We start from the raw sequence: 20,537 nt of genomic DNA, 5'->3' as shown, positions 1-20,537 counted from the left end.
AACGCAAAAAAGAATTTCGTTATGTATCGCATGAAAAACACCAAGATCGTCGCCACCATGTCGGATTTCCGCTGCACCGAGGAGTTCGTCCAGAAGCTCTTCGATGCCGGAATGGACGTCGTCCGTGTCAATTCGGCCCACGTTACCGAGGAGGGTGCCACGAAGATCGTCGAGACCGTACACCGGGTTAACCCCGCCATTCCGATCATGATCGACACGAAAGGCCCCGAGATCCGCGTCACGACGATCGCCGATGAATACGGAAACAGCATTCGCTTCCAGGCCGGCGACCGTGTCGTCGTGCGCGGTTCCGACGGCTCGGACCTCTCGACGCGCAAGGTCATCTACATGAACGTTCCCTCGATCGTCCGCGACATCCCTGTCGGCGCCCGCATGCTGATCGCCGACGGCGAGTTGGAGATCCGCGTTCTGGGCAAGAGTGACGAGGAGCTCGACTGTGAATTCGTGGTCGGCGGAGCCCTCCGCTCGCGCAAGAGCGTCAACGTGCCGGGTGTCTCGATCGACCTCCCGTCGGTGACGGTCAAGGACCGCCGCTTCATCGAGTGGGCCGTGCGCAACGACGTCGACTTCATCGCCCATTCGTTCGTCCGCTCGGCACGCGACGTGAAGGCCGTTCAGGAGATCCTCGACGCCCACGGCAGCCATATCAAGATCATCTCCAAGATTGAAAACCAGGAGGGGCTCGATAATATCGACGAGATCATCGAGGCCTCGTACGGCATCATGGTCGCCCGCGGCGACCTGGGGGTCGAACTCCCCGCCGAGGAGATCCCCAATGCCCAGCGCCGCATCGTCGAGAAGTGCATCTGCGCCAAGCGTCCGGTGATCATCGCCACGCAGATGCTCTATTCGATGGTCAAGTCGCCGCGCCCGACCCGTGCCGAAGTCAGCGACGTGGCCAGCGCCATCTACGAGCGCGTCGATGCCGTGATGCTGAGCGACGAGACCGCCATGGGCGACTATCCCGTCGAGTCGGTCGAGACGATGGCCCGCGTGGCCCGCGCCATCGAACGCGACGGCGAGCACTTCCAGCCCATGATCGACATGAACATGGTCTCCGTAAACCACGAAATCACCGCCCAGCTGGCCCGGTCGGCCGTGCGCGCCTCGACCAACCTGCCGATCAAGTATGTCATCCTCGACACCAAGACCGGCCGCACGGGGCGTTATCTGGCGGCGTTCCGCGGCCGCAAGAACGTCATGGCTGTCTGCTACTCGCTCCACGCGCAGCGCATTCTGGCCCTGTCGTACGGCGTGGTGCCCATTCTGCGCAAGCAGGAGCTCTCGGATCGCTACCACTTCCTGGTCGATGCGCTGGAGTTCATCGACCAGTACCACAAACTCGACGACGAGGATCTGATGGCCATCGTCGGCGGCAGCTTCGGCCCCGACGGCGGCGCTTCGTACGTCGAGATCTCCAACGTGAGAAATCTCCGGCGCCGCAACGCCGAGATCGTCGCCCAGCAGAAAGCCTAGGTCTTGGCCGGAGAACTCAAAGAGAAGGTCACTCAGGGGGTCGCCTGGAGCATGGCCGAGAAGATCGGATCCATGCTTCTGACCATGGCCGTGCGCTTCGTGATCCTGCGTCTGCTGACGCGCGAGATCATGGGCTTCATGGCCATCCCCACGGCCATCGTCACCGTGCTGCTGGTCATCGTCGACGGCGGTTTCTCGCAGGGCCTCATCCGCCGCAAGGATCCTTCGGGAACGGACTACAAGTCGGTCTTTCTCTTCAACATGACCGTCTCGCTGGGCTGTTACGTGGGAATGGTGGCTACGGCGCCGCTGCTGGCCCGCTGGTACGACATGCCCGTCATCGCTGAGATTGCTCCGGTCTTCTACCTGCTGCTCCCGCTGACGGCCCTGTGTGCCGTGCAGAACACGATATTCATCCGGCAGTTCCGCTTCGCCCTGCTGTCGAAGGTCACCTTCCTCTCGTCACTCGTCGGCGGACTGGCCGCCATCGGCTGCGCGCTGGCCGGGTGGGGAATCTGGAGTCTGGTCATCGAACGGGTCGTCTCGGTGGGGCTGCGCACGGGCATCCTCTGGTGGCTCAGTGACTGGCGCCCCCGCGGCAGCTTCTCCCCGCAGCCGCTGTATGAGATGTCGAAGTTCGGATGCAGCCTGATGGCCACCGACCTGATCTCGAACTTCTACAACAAGATCCCGCAGTTCTTCCTCGGATCGCTCTATCCGGCCGCTACGCTCGGCTCGTTCGATCAGGCCGTCAAGATCAAGGACATGCCCGCGGTGACGGGCGTCCAGGCCGTGCAGAATGTCACCTTCCCGGCCTTTTCGAAGATCCGCGACGACCTTCCGAAACTTACCGAAAGCTACCGCCAGGTGGTGATGATCGTCGCCTACGTCATGTTCCCCGTCATGCTGGGGCTCTCGGCCGTGTCCCACGACCTCTTCGCCGTGCTGCTGTCCGAAGAGTGGATGCCCACGGTCCCCTATTTCGAGGTGGTCTGTCTGGCCGGGTTGTTCTCGCCCGTGGCCGTCATCTCGATGAACATCCTCAAGGCCCGCAGCGCCGGCCCGCTCATCGTGCGGCTCGAAATCCTGAAAAAGATCGTTATGACGGTGATCTTTGCCGTGACGATCCCCCACAGTGTCATGGCTGTCGTCTGGGGACTGGTCGCCATCGCCTTCTGCGAAATGGCCATCAACTTCTGGGCCACGCGCCGCTTCACGCAGCTGACCCTCGGCCGCTTCCTCCGCACGCTGCTCCCCATGGCACTGCTCTCCGTCGTGATGTGGCTGGCCGTACGCGGCGTCGGAATGTGGATCCCCGACAGTGCCATACTGCGTCTGCTGGCCGGGGTGACGGTCGGCGTGGCGCTCTACGTCGGCCTCTCGGCCCTCTTCCGCCTCGAAGCCTTCCGTCTGGTCTGCGACCTCCTGAAAAAACAGATCGTCCACAAGGCGTAGACGATCTGTTTTCCATTCGGGTGCGATGCCCGGCTCCTATTCGTAGACTTTCGGGGTGATGATCCCCCGCAGCACCACCAGCGCATTCTGTACCAGCGCCTCGAGTTCATTCTCTCCGGGATAGACCGTCACCGGGGCGATGAACGAGCAGTGGCGGCGGATATACTCCACGACCGGCTCGTTGTAGGCGATGCCGCCCGTGAGCAGAATGCCCTCCACGTCTCCCTCGAGTGCGGCGGCCATTGCGCCGATCTGCTTCGAGATGTTGTAGCACATGGCGTCCAGCACCTTCCGGGCCCGCTGGTCCCCCTGTGCGATGCGTTCCATCACCTGAATGACGGAGTTTGTCCCCAGATAGGCCACCAGTCCGCCCTTGCTCGAAACGTATTTCAACAGCTCCTCGCGGGTGTACTGTCCCGAGAAGCAGACCTTGATCAGGTCGCTCGACGGAATGCTCCCCGCACGGTCCGGGGCGAAGGGTCCGTCGCCGTCCAGCGCATTGTTGACGTCGACGATCCGCCCCCGGCGGTGAGCTGCCACCGAGATGCCGCCGCCCATGTGGGCCACGATCAGGTTCGTCTCCTCGTATGTGCGGCCCGTCTTCTTGCAGTGCAGCCGCGCGATGGCCTTCTGGTTCAGGGCGTGGAAGACCGACTTGCGCGGGCACATCGGCATGCCGGTGATCCGCGCCGTGTCGTCCATCTCGTCCACCACCGGCGGATCGGCAATGTAGGCCTTCACCTTGGCCATGTGGGCGATCTGGGCCGCAAGCAGTCCGCCCAGGTTGCAGGCGTGCTTCATCACGGCGTTGCGCAGGTCGTAGCGCATCCGCGAATTCACCTCGTAGACTCCTGCCGGTATCGGGTGGATCAGCCCTCCGCGGCCGATGACGGCCGACAGTTCGCGAAGCGGAAAGTTTGCCTCGCGAAGGGCCGAAAGGATCAATCCCCGCCGCCAGTCCAGCTGGTCAATGACGTCGGTGAAGCGTTGCAGCTCCTCGGTCGAATGGCGCAGCGTCAAATCCAACAAAGGCCGCTCTTCCTCGTAAAGAGCGACCTTTGTGGATGTTGAGCCGGGATTTATAGCTAAGATCTTGTAGCTCATAAAGTTTTCGGTTCAGGGTTAGTGCGCGGCTATCCCGCCGCAAAGGTCATTTCTTCACGGCCAGGCAAGCCAGTGCGATCGAGTAGAGTTTCGTGAGGCTCGTATCGCCGCGCGAGGTCAGCACGCACGGTACGTTCGTACCCATGACCATGGCGGCCAGCTCGCCGCCGCACAGGTGCGTCGTGCTCTTGAAGAAGACGTTGGCCGACTCCAGGTTCGGGAAGAGCAGGCAGTCCGGATCGCCGGCCACCGACGAACCCTTCACCTTCTTGTGCTCGGCAACCTCCTTGTAGAGGGCTACGTCCAGCGACAGCGGGCCGTCGACAATCACGTTGCCCAACTGGCCGCGGTCGCCCATCTTGGCCAGAATGGCGCCGTCGGTCGACGATACCACGCTCGTGAGAACCTGCTCCGAGGGGGCGATGCAGGCGATCTTCGGGCAGTCGATGCCCAGCAGCTTGGCCGTCTGGGCCAGGTAGCCGATCTGCTTCATCTTCTGCTTGAAGTCCGGCAGCGGAATGACGGCCACGTCCGAGATGATGAGCAGCTTGTGGTAGCACGGCATCTCGATGATCGAGACGTGGCTCAGCACGCCCTTCGGCGGGAAGAGGCCGGCATCCTTGTTCAGGATTCCGCGCATGTATTTGTCCGTCGAGACCAGACCCTTCATCAGTACGTCGGCATTGCCGGCCACTACGGCGGCGACGGCCTGCTGCACGCACTTCACGTCATTGGTTTCGTTGACGATGTTGAAGGCCTTGATGTCGATGTTGTTTTCCGAGCAGACCTGCTCGATCACGGCCTTGTCGCCGTAGAGCGTCGGCTCGACAAGTCCCTTCTTGTAGGCTTCGTAGACCGCTGCCAGCGTGTGCGAATCCTGGCCGTAGGCTACGGCAAGACGTCTTTTACCCCTCTTTCTCGCCTCTTCGACGATCTCGGTAAGATGCTGAATCATGATGTTTGAGTTTTTTGGGATGGTTTATCCGTTGTTTGTTTGTCTCTTCTATTTGACCAGGTTGTAGGTGTCCGTGGCGATCATCAGCTCCTCGTCGGTGGCAATCACGGCCACCTTCACCTTCGAGTCGGCCTTCGAGAGCAGCTTGTTCACGCCCCGGGCGCCGCGGTTGGCCTCCGGGTCGAACTCCACGCCCATGAACTCCAGACCCGTGCAGACCGCCTCGCGCATCTCGCTCGAGTTCTCGCCCACACCGCCCGTGAAGACGATCAGATCCACGCCGCCCATCTCGGCCGCATACTGCCCGACGAACTTCTTGATGCGCAGGTAGTACATGTCGCGCGCCAGGATGGCCCGTTCGTTGCCCTCGTCGTAGGCGCGGTCGATGTCGCGCATGTCGCTCGAGATGCCCGTCAGACCCAGCACGCCCGACTTCTTGTTCATCATCGTGTCGAGTTCGGCGTAGCTCATCCCCTCCTTTTCGCCGATGAAGGTGATGGCGCTGGCGTCAACCTGGCCGCAGCGCGTGCCCATGACCAGACCGTCGAGCGGCGAGAAGCCCATCGACGTGTCGTACGACTTGCCGTCGAGCACGGCCGTGATCGAGGCGCCGTTGCCGATGTGGCAGGTGATGATCTTCGAATGTGCGAAGTCCAGACCGGCCAGTTCGGCGCCGACCCGTGCCACGTACTTGTGGCTCGTTCCGTGGAAGCCGTACTTGCGCACGCGATATTTCTCATAGTATTCGTAGGGCAGGGCGAACATGTAGTTCACGGCCGGGATCGTCTGGTGGAACGACGTGTCGAAGACCGTCACCTGTCTGATGCCCGGAAGCACCTTCTCCACGGCGTTGATTCCCTCGAGGCTGGCCGGGTTGTGCAGCGGCGCGATCTGGCACAGCGACTGGATCTTGGCCTTGACATCCTCCGTGACCAGGCAGCTGGCCGGGAAGTATTCGCCGCCATGGGCCACGCGGTGGCCGACGGCCTTCACCTCGTCGAGCGACGCGATGACGCCGTGCGAGGGGTCGGTCAGTGCCTCGAGCACCAGTTTGATGCCGGTCGTATGGTCGGGAATCGGCTGGTGGAGTTCGAAGGGCGTCTTGCCCACGGGTTTGTGCGTGAGGTCTCCCTCCGGAAGGCCGATGCGTTCCACGAGTCCTTTGGCGAGCAGTTTGCCCGATGCGTCCGTCATGTCGATCACCTGGTATTTGATCGACGACGAACCGCAGTTCAATACGAGAATTACCATAGTTTATTCTTTTTGAGTCTTTGTTGTTTCATTCGTTTTTGCCTCACGCCGTGCGGGTCTGCGAGCCGAGGAGCATGCCCAGTGCCGTAAAGAGCAGGCAGACCGCGATGCTCAGCACCACATAGCAGACCGCCGGGGTGTAGTCGCCGGCCCTGAGCAGCCGCACCGTATCGGCCGAAAAGGTCGAGAAGGTCGTGAAGCCTCCGCAGAGTCCCGTCACCAGCAGCCATCCCCACGTTGAGGAGTTGAGTGTCTGGAGCAGGAAGCCGATCACGAGCGATCCTACGGCATTGACCGTGAAGGTCCCCAGCGGAAAACCGAACAGCAGATGGCCGCCGAGCATCCATGTCGAAAGCGCATGACGGGCCATACAGCCGATGGCGCCGCCCAGTCCCACGCAGAAGAGTTCACGAATCATAAGTAAAAGTAGGTATTATTCTACGGACTTGCAAATTTAACGAAAAAATGATTACGGATTGTTCTGTTTTTTGCCCGAAAAGCGGGATTTTTCATCCGTTCTGCTACGGTTGCCGGATCTGGCCGTCGCCCGTGACGATGTATTTGTAGGTGGTCAGTTCGGGAAGTCCCATCGGACCCCGGGCGTGGAGCTTCTGGGTCGAGATCCCGACCTCGGCCCCGAAGCCGAACTGTCCGCCGTCGGTGAACGACGTCGGCAGGTTCACGTAGAGGCACGCCGCATCGACGCGGCGCGTGAAGCGTTCGGCCGCCGACGCATCTTCGGTTACGATCGACTCGCTGTGGTGCGACGTGTAGCGGGCGATGTGTGCGAGCGCCTCGTCAAGCGACGCAACGCTCCGGATGGCCAGCTTGTAGTCGAGAAACTCCGTGCCGTAGCTCGCTTCGGTGGCCTGTTGGAGCAGCTCGGCAGGGTAGTGCCCTTCGAGGGCCGCGAGCGATGCGGTGTCGGCGTAGAGCGTGACGTGGCGTTCGGCCAGCGGGGCGCAGAGCGCCGGCAGGTCGTCGAGCCGCGAGCGGTGGACGAGAAGGCAGTCCAGGGCGTTGCAGACGCTCACACGGCGTGTCTTGGCGTTGCAGATCACGCGGCGCCCCTTTTCGACATCGCCCGCCGCATCGAAGTAGGTGTGGACGATCCCCGCACCGGTCTCGATCACCGGTATGCGGGCCTCTTCGCGCACGAAGCGGATCAGTCCCGCACCGCCGCGCGGAATCACCACGTCGACGTAGCCCACGGCGTGGAGCAGCGCCCTCACGGCGGCGTGGTCCGAAGGCAGCAGCGTGAACGACGCTTCGTCGAGCCCCGACCGGCGGAGCGCTTCGTGCAGCACGCGGGCAATGGCCTCGTTCGAGCGGCGGGCGTCGCTGCCGCCCTTCAGCACGCAGGCGTTGCCCGTCTTCAGGCAGAGCGAGAAGATGTCCGTCGTGACGTTGGGCCGCGCCTCGCAGATCATCCCCACGACGCCGAACGGCACGCGCACCTTGCGGATCGTCATGCCGTTGGGGCGCTTCCAGGCGGCCAGCGTCTCGCCCTGCGGCGAGGGAAGCCCGGCAACGGACTCCATGTCTGCGGCCATCGTCTCGAGCCGCTCGGGCGTGAGCCGCAGCCGGTCGCACAGCGGCGACGCGGGATCCATGGCGGCCAGATCCTCGGCGTTGGCCGCGAGGATCTCCTCCAGGTGGCGGCGCAGTGCTTCGGCCGCCGTGCGGACCGCCTCCGAGAGGCGTTCGGCCGGGATGTCAGGCAGGGCGGCGCCGGCTTGCCGGGCCGCCTCGAAAAGGGGTTGGTAATCGGTCTGCATGCGTCTATTCCAGATAGAGGTAATCACAATGAATCAGCGGGCGGAGCCCCTTGCGGCCCAGGTTGCGGCGGGCCGTGGCGCTGTCGCACGCGATGCGTCCCACGCCCAGCGGCATCCCTTCGGGCGAGAGGATCCGCACGATGTCGTCGCGCTCGAAGTCGCCCTCGACCTGCGTGACCCCCACGGCCAGGATGCTCGCCGCCTGGCTCCGCCGGATGGTCTCGACCGCTCCGGCATCGAGCCGCAGCGCCCCCTTGGCGAAGCCTTCGCTGCTGGCAATCCACTTCTTGAGCCCCGAGGCCGGGCGGGCGGAGGGTTCGAAACGCGTGCAGATCACCTCGCCGTCGCCCAGAACGAGCTCCGTCAGGATGTTGTCGCGGCGGCCGTTGGCGATCACCACCTCGATCCCTTCGCCCGCCACGCGGCTGGCGATGCGGTTCTTCGAGGTCATGCCCCCGCGCCCGCGCGACGAACGCGTCGCGTCGATATAGGGCGAGAGGTCCTCGCCCGGAGCCACGCGCCGGATGACGCGCGAGGCGGGATCCGACGGCGAACCGTCGTAGATGCCGTCGACGTTGCTCAGAATCAGCAGCGCATCGGCCCCCATCATCGCCGCCACGAGCCCCGAAAGTTCGTCGTTGTCGGTGAACATCAGCTCCGTCACGGAGATCGTGTCGTTCTCGTTGACGATCGGGATCACCCCGGCCGTCAGCATCGCCTCCATGCAGTTGCGCTGGTTGAGGTACTGGCGCCGCGTCGAGAGGCTCTCCCTGGTGGTGAGCACCTGCCCGCACGCAATGCCGTATTCGTGGAACAGGTCGTAGTAGCGCGTCATCAGCCGCACCTGTCCCACGGCCGAATAGAGCTGGCGTGCCGAGACCGTGTCGATGCGTCCCGTGCACGGTTCGAGCAGGCTGCGCCCCGAGGCTACGGCCCCCGACGAGACGAGTATCGTCTCGATGCCCGCCCGGTGGAGGCGTGCCAGCTGGTCGACCAGCGCCGAAATGCGCGTCGTGTCGGGCCGGCCCTCCTCGCGCGTGAGCACGTTGCTGCCCACCTTGACGACGATCCGGCGGTATTTACCTTCCTGTATCATGACTCTTAACCTTGCTAACCCTTTTCATGCGGACCGATCTCCCATCGGTCCGACCGAACGCCCCCCCCCTCAGGGCTCGTACTTGTAGCCGACGCCCTTGACCGTGACGATGCGTTCGTCGCCGATCTTCTGGCGCAGCTTGCGGATGTGGACGTCGATCGTGCGGTCGCCCACGACCACCTCCGTACCCCAGATCTTGGCGTAGATCTCCTCGCGCGGAATCAGCTTGCCCGGCGACGAGTAGAGCAAATCGAGCAACGCGAACTCCTTGCGCGGAAGGCTGATCTCCTCGCCGTCGCGGATCACCATGTAGCGTTCGCGGTCGACCGTAATCCCCGCCGAAGGCCGCTTCTCGGGAGGCGTGCCGGCGTCGATGCGCTTGAGGATCGCCTGCACGCGGCTCACCAGCAACTTCATCTTGATCGGTTTGGTCAGATAGTCGTCGGCCCCCACGCCGAAGCCCGTCAGCTGCTGCTCCTCCTCGCCCAGCGCCGAGAGGAAAACCACCATCGTATCCTTCAGTTCGGGGTTGGCGCGGATCGCCCGGCAGGTCTGCGCACCGTCCATCACGGGCATCATCATGTCCAGCAGGATCAGATGCGGATGGCACTCGGCGGCAACCTTCAGCGCCTCGGCGCCGTTCTGCGCCGTGAAGACCTCGTAACCCTCGCGGACGAGGTTGTATCGGACGAATTCGAGGATGTCCACCTCGTCGTCCACCAGCAGGATGCGATGGCTCATTGTCGTCAGGTTCTGGGGCGGCGGACCGGAGTGCGCCGCGGGGTATACAACCTGCGAATGTAACAAAAATTTTCCGAAATCCCGCCGTTTTTTTCGGCGGATCACCTCCCCGCGATGCGGGACCGTTCCGCTGTAGGTCGCGATTGCGCGCTTGTTGCAGGTTTTGTCGATTTCTCTTTCGGGTTCCGCATAAAATGGTTATATTTGCGGGATTTATGGACGCTCCCTTCGCCGGGATGCAAAAACCTCTACTGTGATGGCTACTGAAAAATCGACACTTCCTGCTCCCGAGGAGCAAGTCAGCCCCGTGGCTGAAGATGCGAAAACGAGTCCCGTGGCGACTCCCGAATCCGCTGAACCCGAAACTCCGACCGAGGCGTCGACCCCGGCTGAATCCGTGACGGCCCCGATGCCGGAGACCCCGCAGGAGCCCGTCGGTGCCGCTCCGGAAGAGGTAGCCCCGGAAGAGGTGGCACGCCCCAAACGCGCCCGGATCAAACCCGCTGCGGAACCCGTCGCCGATTTCGATGATGAGACGGCTCCCGCTGACGTGCGGGTCGATTTCGCCGACGAGGAGGCCGCTCTGGCCGCCCACGACGCCGGACTCGAACTCGAGGGCGAAACCGCCGAGGAGGCCGAAGCCGATCGGCTGGCCGAAGAGCAGAAAAGTTCGCCCGAGGAGAAGTTCGCCGGCAAGAGCAAGGAGGAGCTCGTGGGACTCTTCGCCCGCATGCTCGAAGAGCAGCCCGTACAGTCGATCCGCCGCGATGTCGAGGCGCTGAAGATCGCCTTCTACCGCCTGCGCCGCGCCGAGGTCGAGGCGGCACGCCGCCGCTTCCTCGAGGAGGGCGGTGCCGAGGAGGATTTCGCCCCCGCCGTCGACGGCGCCGAGGTGCAGCTCAAGGAGCTCTTCAAGGAGTACCGCCGCCGCCGCGACATCTTCATCGCCAACCTCGAGGCCGAAAAGGAGGCCAATCTCAAGGTCAAGCAGCAGATCATCGAGGAGCTCAAGGAGCTCGTAAACTCCGATGAAACGCTCAACCATACCTTCAACAAGTTCCGCGAACTGCAGCAGCGCTGGCGCGAAACGGGACCCGTTCCCCAGCAGTACATCAAGGATCTCTGGGAGACCTACAACCTCCATGTCGAGAACTTCTATAACTTCATCAAGATCAACAAGGAACTGCGCGACCTGGATCTGAAGAAAAACTACGAACAGAAGGTTGCCCTCTGCGAACAGGCCGAGGCCCTGCTGCTCGAACCTTCGGTGGTCGAGGCCTTCCACAAGCTGCAGAAGCTCCACGATCAGTGGCGCGAGACGGGTCCCGTGGCCAACGAGTACAAGGAGGCGCTCTGGGAGCGTTTCAAGGCCGCCTCGAGCCGCATCAATAAACTGCATCAGGAGCACTTCGAGGCCCTGAAGGCCGAACAGGTCAAGAATCTCGAACTCAAGACCGGCCTCTGCGAGGCAACCGAGGAGCTCGCCTCGCAGCCGCTCACTACCCGCAAGGAGTGGAACCGTGCCAGTGACAAGCTGCTCGAGATCCAGAAGACCTGGAAGACCATCGGTTTCGCCCCCAAGAAGGACAACAACCGCATCTACGAACGTTTCCGCACGGCCTGCGACAAGTTCTTCGAGGCCAAGCGCCAGTTCTACGCCGGCCTGAAGACCGAGATGGAGCACAACCTGCAGCTCAAGAACGAGATCTGCGAGGCCGCCGAATCACTGGTGAACAGCGAGGAGTGGAAGAAGACCACCGACGAACTGATCGCCCTGCAGGCCCGCTGGAAACAGATCGGCGCCGTCTCGCGCCGCCACTCCGAGGCCGTCTGGAAACGCTTCCGCGCCGCCTGCGACAAGTTCTTCGAGCGCAAGGCCGCCCACTTCGCCTCGGTCGACGGCGAGTATGAGGAGAACCTGCGCCGCAAGCAGGCCCTGCTCGACGAAATGGCCGCGGCCGACGTCCGCACGGGCGGCTACGAGGTGATCCGCGACTTCCAGCGTCGCTGGAGCGAGATCGGATTCGTGCCCATCAAGCAGAAGGATGCCATTCAGAAGCGATACAAGGCCGCTGTCGACGAACTCTTCAACGCCCTGCGCGGTTCGGAACGCGACCGCTCGATGGGCCGCTTCCGCGAGAAGATCTCCTCGATGAAGGGCTCCGGCGACCGCCGCCTGCGCACGGAACGTGACCGCCTCTACAACAAGGTGCGTCAGTTGGAGCAGGAGATCGCCCTGCTGGAGAACAACATCGGATTCTTCGCCAAATCGAAAAACGCCGAGTCGCTCATCGCCGACGTGCGCGCCAAGATCGAACGGGCCCGCCAGGAGATGGCCGCAACCGTCGAGAAGGTCCGCATGATCGACCGCCAGGAGGCCGACGCAGACAAGGACCCGAACGCCTGACAGACGCTTCTCAAACCGTATCGATCGGAGCCAGTCCGGTCGATCGGTGTTTAAGGATTCAACCGTAAGAGACAGACAAGACAAAATACAGAAAATCAAGACAGCATGAAACTGACCAAACCCAAGTACATATTCGTGACGGGCGGTGTGGCATCGTCGCTCGGCAAGGGTATCATCTCGGCTTCGATCGCCCGCCTGCTGCAGGCGCGTGGCTATTCGGTGACCATTCAGAAACTCGACCCCTATATCAACGTCGACCCCGGAACGCTCAACCCCTACGAGCACGGCGAGTGCTATGTCACCGAAGACGGCGCCGAGACCGACCTCGACCTGGGCCACTACGAGCGCTTTACGAACCAGCCCACCTCGAAGGCCAACAACGTCACTACGGGCCGCATCTACAAGAGCGTCATCGAGAAGGAGCGCAAGGGCGAATACCTCGGCCGCACGGTGCAGGTCATCCCCCACATCACCGACGAGATCAAACGCCGCATCCAGCTGCTGGGTCAGACCAAAAAGTTTGATATCATCATCACCGAGATCGGCGGTACGGTCGGCGACATCGAGTCGCAGCCCTTCATCGAGTCGGTGCGTCAGCTCCGCTACTCGCTCGGCTACAGGAATACGGCGCTGGTCCATCTGACGCTGATCCCCTACATGGCCGCTTCGGGCGAGATGAAGACCAAACCGACGCAGCACTCGGTCAAGGCGCTGCTCGAGAACGGTCTGCAGCCCGACATCCTCGTGCTGCGCGCCGAGCGTCCCCTGACCACCTCCCTCAAGCGCAAGGTGGCCCTCTTCTGCAACGTCGACGCCAACGCCGTCATGGAGTCGATCGACGTGCCGACGATCTACGAGGTGCCCCTGAAGATGCACGAACAGCACCTGGACGAGGTCGTTCTCGACAAGCTCAACCTCCCGGCCGAGAAGGAGCCCGACATGACCGCCTGGAGCGCCTTTGTCGACAAGATCAAGCACCCCTCCCGGAAGATCGACATCGCCCTGGTCGGCAAGTACACCGAACTCCACGACGCCTACAAGTCGATCAGCGAGTCGTTCATCCACGCCGGGGCGGTCAACGACTGCCACGTCAGGCTCCACTACGTCAACTCGGAGAAGATCACGCCCGAGACTGTCGCCGCCCAGCTGGGCAAGATGGCCGGTATTCTGGTGGCCCCCGGTTTCGGAAACCGCGGCATCGAGGGCAAGATCGAGGCCGTGCGCTTCGCCCGTGAAAACCGCATTCCGTTCCTCGGAATCTGCCTGGGCATGCAGTGCGCCGTGATCGAGTTCGCCCGCAACGTCCTCGGCATCGCCGACGCCAACTCGAGCGAAATGGAGCAGACGCCCCATCCGGTCATCGACCTGATGGAGGAGCAGAAGGGTGTCACGGCCAAGGGCGGCACGATGCGTCTGGGCGCCTATCCCTGCGTGCTGAAGAAGGGTTCGAAGGTGGCTGCCGCCTACGGAAAACTCAACATCTCGGAGCGTCACCGCCACCGTTACGAATTCAACAACGACTATCTGGAGCGTTTCGAGGCCGCCGGCATGAAGGCCGTCGGCGTGAACCCCGACACCAATCTGGTCGAGGTGATCGAGATCGAGGACCATCCCTGGTTCGTCGGTACGCAGTACCACCCCGAGTACAAGAGCACGGTGCTGAGCCCCTCGCCGCTCTTCGTCGCCTTCGTCAAGGCCGCACTCGATTACGCCGACGCGAAAAAAAAGTAGCCCGGTCCGGTTTGATCGCTTCCCCGTTTGATTACTCACTCAAAAACAAGCAACAACGTTTGAATGGACAAGAAATCGATTATCGGTATTGCCGTCGTGGCGCTCCTCTTCCTGGGGTTCGCCTTCTTCAGCAGTAAGGAACAGAAAGAATATCAGGAGCAGAAGGCCCTCTACGACGCCTATGTCGACTCGGTGGCCCGGGCTTCGCAACCCGTGACCCCGCTGGCTGCAGGCGCCGATTCGCTCGCTGCGGCGGATGCCGTGTTGGCCGATCCGGCCGATGCCGATTCGCTCGCCGCTGCGGCCCGGGTGCGTCAGGTCGAGATGCTCGGCGAGGCTCTTACGGCCGCCCGCGAGGCCGAGGCCGAGGAGTTCACCGTCGAGAACGACGTGATCGCCGTCCGCTTCTCGACCCGCGGCGGTCAGGTCAAGGGGGTCACCCTGAAGGATTTCACCAAGTATGCCCCCCGCGGAGAACGCAGCCAGCTTGTCGAGCTGATGGATCCCTCGACGTCGCGTTTCGGGTTGTCGTTCTATGTCAAGAACGGCCTGCGGAATATCCCCGTCAACACGCTGGACTACGTCTTCGAGGCGCAGCCCGTCGAGACGCTCGGGGACGGGGCCCGACAGGTGGTCATGCGTCTGCCCGTGGCCGAAGGGGCCGCGTTGGAGTACCGGTACCTTATATATGATACGAAGACCCCGCAGCGCGACTATCTGGTCGATTTCGACGTGTGCCTGGTCAACATGGCTCATGCCATGGCCAACCAGACCCAGATTCAGATCGACTGGTCGAACGATACCTATCAGAACGAGCGTGGATTCCAGAACGAAAACATGTACACCACGCTGGCCTACCGCTTCCCCGATGAAAACTCGATCGAAGAGCTGGGCATGAGCGAAAAGTCCAAGTCCAAGGAGGTCTCTTCGCAGGTCAACTGGGTGGCCTTCAAGCAGCAGTTCTTCTCGTCGGTCTTCATCGCCCCGGAGAATGTCTCCTATGCCAACCTGTCGTTCACGACGGCCGCTCCCGAATCGGATCTGCTCAAGAGCTTCTCGGCTCAGATGACCGTGCCCTATACGCCGCAGACCCAGAACTATGACTTCGCCTTCTACTTCGGCCCCAACAAGTATTCGATCCTCAAGAAGGTCGAGTTCCCGGCCGGTGACGACATCCACCTCGAACGGCTGGTTCCGCTGGGGTGGGGTATCTTCGGTTGGGTCAACCGCTGGTGCGTGATTCCGGTCTTCGACTTCCTGCGCAACTACATCGCGAACTTCGGCATCATCATCCTGATCCTCGTCATTCTGGTCAAGATCGTCATCTTCCCGATGACCTACAAGAGCTATGTCTCGATGGCCAAGATGCGGCTGATCAAGCCCAAGGTCGACGAACTCAACAAGAAGTATCCCAAGCAGGAGGATGCCATGAAGCGCCAGCAGGCTACCATGGAGCTCTACAAGAAGGCCGGCATCAACCCCATGGGCGGTTGTATCCCGATGCTGATTCAGCTGCCGATCCTGATCGCCATGTTCCGCTTCTTCCCGGCTTCGATCGAGCTGCGCGGGCAGTCGTTCCTCTGGGCCGACGACCTCTCGTCGTACGACAGCGTGCTGAATCTGCCCTTCTCGATCCCCTTCTACGGCGACCATGTCTCGCTGTTTGCCCTGCTGATGGCCATCTCGCTCTTCGGCTATTCGTGGTACAACTACCAGCAGACGGCCTCCTCACAGCCCCAGATGGCCGGCATGAAGTTCATGATGCTCTATCTGATGCCGATCATGATGCTCCTGTGGTTCAACAGCTACTCGAGCGGTCTGTGCTACTATTACCTCCTCTCGAACCTCATTACCATCGGGCAGACGCTCGTGATCCGGCGGATGGTCGATGACGAGAAGATCCATGCCATCATGGAGGCCAATGCCGCCCGAAAATCCAAGGGCAAGAAATCGAAATTCCAGCAGCGTTATGAAGAGTTGCTCCGTCAGCAGGAGCAGCAGCAGCGCGCCCGCCGCAAATAGTCGGATGGCCGTTGTCCGCGGTTCGTCGGGGTCGGTGATCCGGCCTGACTGACGTCCCGGAGCTTCGGACGAAGCCGTATGAAAAAGGGCTCTCCCCCGACGGGAGAGCCCTTTTTCGTGCGGTGCGCTTCGGGATCGGATTGGGTGCTCCTTCTATTCGTCGAACCCGATCGAAAAGAAGGTCAGTATGTCGGCCAGCACCTGCTGCCAGTAGCGCCACGTGTGGCCGCTGTGCCGCCTCCGCCCATCGAAAGCCCGGCTATGGCACGGTGCTGTTTGTCGGCAAGAATCCGGTAGCGGCGCGTCGTGTCGCAGTCGTAGCCGTCGGGCAGGTAGACTGTGCAGCTCTTGTCGGCGTTGAGCAGTTGGCTATGCAGCGTTAAGGTCTCCAGACGGCTCTTTGCCGTCAGTGGGGCGGCGAAACAGAGTATCGCCGCAAGGGATCGACAAGCGTTTCATATTTAGCTGGAATTTGGAATTCGATTCGGCCTTCTTTTCCGCGGCCCGGCTCCTTGCAGCGTCCCGGCACACTCTCGGCGGCTTGGCTTCCTCTCGGCGGCCCGGGTTCTTCACCCCCCCCCTTCGCCTCTTTCGCTACTCGACGTAGAGAACCAACCCCTTGAGGTATTCGCCCTCGGGGTGGTAGATGTTGATCGGGTGGTCGGCCGGCTGGGTCAGCTGGTGCAGAATCCGCACCTTGCGCCCGGCGATGGCTGCCGCCGAGAAGACCGTTGTGCGGAACAGCTCCTTCGAAACTGCCTGCGAGCAGGAGAAGGTGAAGAGTATGCCGCCCGGACGGATCTGTGACAATGCCCGTGCATTGAGCCGTTTGTAGCCCTGCATGGCGTTGCTCAACACCTTGTGGTGTTTGGCGAAGGCCGGAGGGTCGAGGATGATCAGGTCGTAGCGGTCACCGATCTCCTTGAGGTACTCCACGGCATCGGCCGCCAGTTCCCGGTGGTTGTCCGTCTCTCCGAAGTTGAGCCGCATGTTCTCCGTGGCCAGCTCCACGGCCCGCTCCGACGAGTCGACCGAAACCACCTCGCGAGCCCCGCCCGAGAGGGCATAGACCGAAAATCCGCCCGTATAGCAGAACGTATTGAGCACCGTGCGGCCTCGGGCGTAGCGTTTCACGAGCTCGCGGTTCTCACGCTGGTCGAGGAAGAAGCCCGTCTTCTGCCCCTCCTCCCAGTTGACGAGAAACTGTTCGCCGTTCTCGAGGACCACCTGCGACGGGTTTTCGGCGTGGCCCCACAGGTAGCCGTCAACGGCCCCGAGGTGCGCCTTGAAGGGGAGTGTCTGCGACGATTTGTCGTAGATGGCCGTCAGGCGGTCGCCGTAGGCCGCGCGCAGCGCCTCGGCAATCTCCATCCGTGAACGGTACATCCCCACCGAGTGGCACTGGATGACGGCCGTCGTGCCGTAGATGTCCACCACGAGTCCCGGCAGCGAATCCCCCTCGCCGTGGATGAGCCGGTAGCAGGTCGTCGTGGAGTTGTCCGTCAGACCGAGCGTGCGCCGCACGTCGTGGGCCACGGCCACGCGCCGGTTCCACCATGCCTGGTCGATCGGTTCGCGTTCGAACGAGAGCACCCGCACGGCGATCGATCCGACCTGATAGTGGCCCTGGGCGATGAAGTCGCCCGTGTGGGTGTAGACCTCGACGAGGGCCCCTTCGGCGAAATCCTCCTCCTCTTCGGCCCGGATGTGGTCAATGGCCCCCGAGAAGATCCACGGGTGGCGGCGCAGGAGCGACTCCTCCTTGCCTTTGCGCAGAATGACTTGTGGTATCATGATCGTAGCGTTTTTTGCGGGGTGCGGAGCAGCTTTTCGTAGATCCGTGTGCAGACCCACGCATCGGTGGCGGCGTAGAGCTGCTGCTTGTCGGTCAGCGTCGCGGCCTCCCAGTTGCTCAGCCGCTGGGCCTTCGAGACACGCTGTCCCAGCACGATGGCCGAGAGCTTGCGCAGGCTCTTCTCGCCGATGCCCCACTGCGGGGCGATCGACTGCAGGTCGATGAATCCCGCCTCGCGGAAGTGGCGGATCTGGTGCAGCGCACGCAGATCGCCTGCCACATCGGCCCCGACCTTGAGCACCTGTTTGTTCTCGAGCAGCTGCAGGATGGGTTTGGCCAGCGGAATCCGGTTCAGCCGGAAGAGATAGCAGACCGTCGGCGTCGAAAGCTGGAGCAGCGATACGCGGAAGGTCACCCCCGGACGGAACGACGGCCGCGTCTCGGTGTCGAAGCCGATCACCGGTTCGGCGGCAAGCACCTTGCAGGCCTCGACGATGTCGCGTTCGTGGTCGATGATACAGATCCGGCCTCCGAACTCGATGGCCGGAAGCTGGGCGGTCTCTTCGTTGCTGATCTTATCGGTAAAGTTGTTGACTGTGGTCATCCCGAGTGAATGTACCTGCAAAATTACGGAATAATTTTCAATATCCCGCTGCCGTCGGCGACGATTTTGCCCTCGGCGAGCAATTCGCGGAGCACCGAGGCGATGCGTTCGGGCGAGGCGGCACAACCGGCAGCCAGTTGGCGCGGATCGGCCGGACGGGCCGTCAACCGTTCGAGCAGCTGTCGCCGCAACTCCTCGTCCGAAGCCGCGGCCGACGGAGCGGCGGAGACGGTCGATGGGGCGTCGGAGTCGGCCGGGGAAGGGTTTTCGTTCGCATCGCCCGGCGTATTCGGAGTTCCGGCAGCCGCTTTGGCCGCCCGCTTGCGGGCCAGGCAGACGTCGCAGATCCCGCACGGCTCCGCAGACTCGGCCCCGAAATAGCGCTCCAGAATCGTGCTGCGGCACTCCGTTTCGTTGCGCGCGTAGGCGAGCATCTGCTCGAAGCGTTCGCGGATGAGTTCCTGCCGGCGGCGGTAGGTCTCCGGGGCAATGTAGAGATCCTCGCGCGGAAGCCGCTCTTCGTTCAGGTAGAGCAGCGGCGAGCGGTTCGACGGAATGTAGCGGATCACACGCAGCTGCCACAACTCCCGGAGCAGCTCCTTGACCCGTTCGACCGTATAGCCGCTCCAGGTGGCCAGTTCGCCCTCGTCGATGGGGCGGAATTCGGTGAAGATGCCGTTGTAGAGGCGCAGCAGCGTGCGGATGAACGGATCGAGCCGGTCGCGCTGGAGCCGAAGCCGGTAGAGATCGTCGCGGCTCACGCAGAACATTACCCGAGCGGGGTTGTCCTGCAGATCGGTCAGGGTCATGTAGCCGTTCTGCTGGAGCAGCTTCACGGCGCTCTGCACCGTCCCGGCATAGAGGTGTTCCCGCGCGCAGAAGTCGTAGAGGTTGAACAGATGGCTCGTCTCGCCCCCTTCGCCGATGCCGATCTGCAGGTAGGAACAGATCCGCTCGTAGATCTCCTTGATCTTCTCCAGTGGCGGAAACTCCTGCTCGAAACGGCGCGAGATCCGTTCGCCGTCGTCCGAGGCGACGAGCAGCAGCGCGTAGGCCCGCTTGCCGTCGCGTCCGGCACGCCCGGCCTCCTGGTAGTAGCTCTCCAGCGAGTCGCACATCGCGTAGTGGACCACGAAGCGCACGTCACCCTTGTCGATGCCCATGCCGAAGGCGTTCGTCGCAACCATCACCCGGACCCGTCCCTGCAGCCACTCCTCCTGACGCTGCGAACGGTCGGCGTGGCCCAGACCACCGTGGTAGGCGGCCGTCGTAATGCCCTCGTTGCGGAGCTGTTCGGCCAGCTGTTCGGCCCCGTCGCGCGTGCGGGTGTAAACGATGCCCGATCCCGGAACGTTGTGCAGCAGCCGCAGCAGCTGGCCCAGTTTGTCGTCCGTGTGGCGGACGCTGTACGAAAGGTTCGGCCGCGCGAAGCTGCTGCGGATGACGTTCGGCTCGGCGAATTTCAGATGGAGCATGATGTCCTCGGCCACGGGGCGCGTCGCCGAGGCTGTCAGCGCCAGCACCGGGACGCCCGGCAGCCGCTCGCGCAGCTCGGCGATCCGCAGGTAGGAGGGGCGGAAGTCGTAGCCCCACTGCGAGATGCAGTGCGCTTCGTCGACGGCCAGCAACGTCACGGGCATCCGCACGACCCGCAGCCGGAAGGCTTCCGTGGTCAGCCGTTCGGGCGCCACGTAGAGGAATTTCGTGTCGCCGTAGACGCAGTTGTCCAGTGCGATGTCGATCTGCCGCGGCGAGAGCCCCGAGTGGATCGCCACGGCCGGGATTCCCTGCCGCCGAAGCCGGTCGACCTGATCCTTCATCAGGGCGATGAGCGGCGTGACGACGATGCACAACCCCTCGCGCGCCATCGTCGGAACCTGGTAGGTGAGGGATTTCCCGCCTCCGGTGGGCATCAGCACCAGTGTGTCGCGCCCCTCCATTACCGAACGGATGATCTGCTCCTGAACGGAGCGGAAACACGTAAAGCCCCAGTAGCGTTCGAGTGTGCGGTAGATGTTGTCCGTGACAGATTCCATGTTCACAAAGGTACGAAAAATTAGGCGTTCTTCGGAATTTTTCCTATTTTTGCCCTCGGACAAGT

The 20,537-nt window shown here is 62.5% G+C and carries 15 protein-coding genes; 5 read left to right on the top strand and 10 right to left on the bottom strand.

Going from position 1 to position 20,537, the window contains the following annotated elements; translation table 11 throughout:
* Positions 1-21 precede the first annotated feature (21 nt).
* Positions 22-1,497: a pyruvate kinase gene (pyk, locus tag B5G09_RS10020; protein WP_087405048.1), complete on the top strand. Its 1,476-nt coding sequence runs from the start codon at positions 22-24 to the stop codon at positions 1,495-1,497.
* A 3-nt stretch (positions 1,498-1,500) separates the two neighbouring features.
* Positions 1,501-2,952: a lipopolysaccharide biosynthesis protein gene (locus B5G09_RS10015; RefSeq protein ID WP_087405047.1), complete on the top strand. Its 1,452-nt coding sequence runs from the start codon at positions 1,501-1,503 to the stop codon at positions 2,950-2,952.
* A 36-nt stretch (positions 2,953-2,988) separates the two neighbouring features.
* Here B5G09_RS10015 and buk read toward each other — a convergent pair whose 3' ends face one another.
* From buk to B5G09_RS09980, 7 genes are all read right to left on the bottom strand, one after another.
* Positions 2,989-4,056, bottom strand: a complete 1,068-nt coding sequence (buk, locus tag B5G09_RS10010; RefSeq protein WP_087405046.1) for a butyrate kinase — start codon at positions 4,054-4,056, stop codon at positions 2,989-2,991.
* A 46-nt stretch (positions 4,057-4,102) separates the two neighbouring features.
* Positions 4,103-5,011 (bottom strand): phosphate acyltransferase, encoded by a 909-nt coding sequence (locus B5G09_RS10005; RefSeq protein ID WP_087311620.1) that lies wholly within the window; start codon positions 5,009-5,011, stop codon positions 4,103-4,105.
* 48 nt (positions 5,012-5,059) lie between these two features.
* Entirely contained in the window at positions 5,060-6,262 is a 1,203-nt protein-coding gene (locus tag B5G09_RS10000; RefSeq protein WP_087311617.1) for an acetate kinase, read from the bottom strand.
* Between the two features lie 43 nt (positions 6,263-6,305).
* Complete coding sequence (gene crcB / locus B5G09_RS09995) at positions 6,306-6,680, bottom strand: fluoride efflux transporter CrcB (protein ID WP_087405045.1); 375 nt, start codon at positions 6,678-6,680, stop codon at positions 6,306-6,308.
* Positions 6,681-6,783: 103 nt separating this feature from the next.
* Entirely contained in the window at positions 6,784-8,040 is a 1,257-nt protein-coding gene (locus B5G09_RS09990) for a glutamate-5-semialdehyde dehydrogenase (RefSeq protein WP_087405044.1), read from the bottom strand.
* Between the two features lie 4 nt (positions 8,041-8,044).
* A complete protein-coding gene (proB, locus tag B5G09_RS09985) occupies positions 8,045-9,136 on the bottom strand; it encodes a glutamate 5-kinase (RefSeq protein WP_087405043.1) in 1,092 nt (363 codons plus the stop codon).
* 69 nt (positions 9,137-9,205) lie between these two features.
* The gene (locus B5G09_RS09980) at positions 9,206-9,877 is read right to left on the bottom strand and encodes a response regulator transcription factor (protein ID WP_087311610.1); all 672 of its coding nucleotides are present in this window, start codon (positions 9,875-9,877) and stop codon (positions 9,206-9,208) included.
* Between the two features lie 256 nt (positions 9,878-10,133).
* Between B5G09_RS09980 and B5G09_RS09975 the strand changes: the two genes are divergently transcribed.
* From B5G09_RS09975 to yidC, 3 genes are all read left to right on the top strand, one after another.
* Positions 10,134-12,284 (top strand): DUF349 domain-containing protein, encoded by a 2,151-nt coding sequence (locus B5G09_RS09975; RefSeq protein WP_087405042.1) that lies wholly within the window; start codon positions 10,134-10,136, stop codon positions 12,282-12,284.
* Between the two features lie 105 nt (positions 12,285-12,389).
* Positions 12,390-14,015 carry a CTP synthase gene (locus B5G09_RS09970; protein ID WP_087405041.1) on the top strand — a complete coding sequence of 542 codons (1,626 nt, stop codon included), beginning with the start codon at positions 12,390-12,392 and terminating at the stop codon, positions 14,013-14,015.
* Positions 14,016-14,078: 63 nt separating this feature from the next.
* On the top strand, positions 14,079-16,037 hold the full coding sequence (yidC, locus tag B5G09_RS09965; RefSeq protein ID WP_087405040.1) for a membrane protein insertase YidC: 1,959 nt from the start codon (positions 14,079-14,081) through the stop codon (positions 16,035-16,037).
* Between the two features lie 594 nt (positions 16,038-16,631).
* Here the strand turns inward: yidC and B5G09_RS09960 are convergent.
* Genes B5G09_RS09960 through B5G09_RS09950 form a run of 3 tightly spaced genes read right to left on the bottom strand, consistent with a single transcriptional unit; the run spans position 16,632 to position 20,472 of the window.
* Positions 16,632-17,831 carry a class I SAM-dependent rRNA methyltransferase gene (locus tag B5G09_RS09960; RefSeq protein ID WP_087405039.1) on the bottom strand — a complete coding sequence of 400 codons (1,200 nt, stop codon included), beginning with the start codon at positions 17,829-17,831 and terminating at the stop codon, positions 16,632-16,634.
* Positions 17,828-18,436, bottom strand: a complete 609-nt coding sequence (locus B5G09_RS09955) for a 3'-5' exonuclease (protein WP_087311597.1) — start codon at positions 18,434-18,436, stop codon at positions 17,828-17,830. The genes B5G09_RS09960 and B5G09_RS09955 overlap by 4 nt, the downstream gene beginning before the upstream one ends.
* 23 nt (positions 18,437-18,459) lie before the next feature.
* A complete protein-coding gene (locus tag B5G09_RS09950; RefSeq protein WP_087405038.1) occupies positions 18,460-20,472 on the bottom strand; it encodes an ATP-dependent DNA helicase RecQ in 2,013 nt (670 codons plus the stop codon).
* Positions 20,473-20,537: the final 65 nt, after the last annotated feature.

The organism is Alistipes sp. An54 (assembly GCF_002159375.1).
GTDB classification, from domain to species: domain Bacteria; phylum Bacteroidota; class Bacteroidia; order Bacteroidales; family Rikenellaceae; genus Alistipes; species Alistipes megaguti.
The sequence above is the reverse complement of the archived record's forward strand: the minus strand, read 5'-3'. Positions and strand labels throughout refer to the sequence as shown.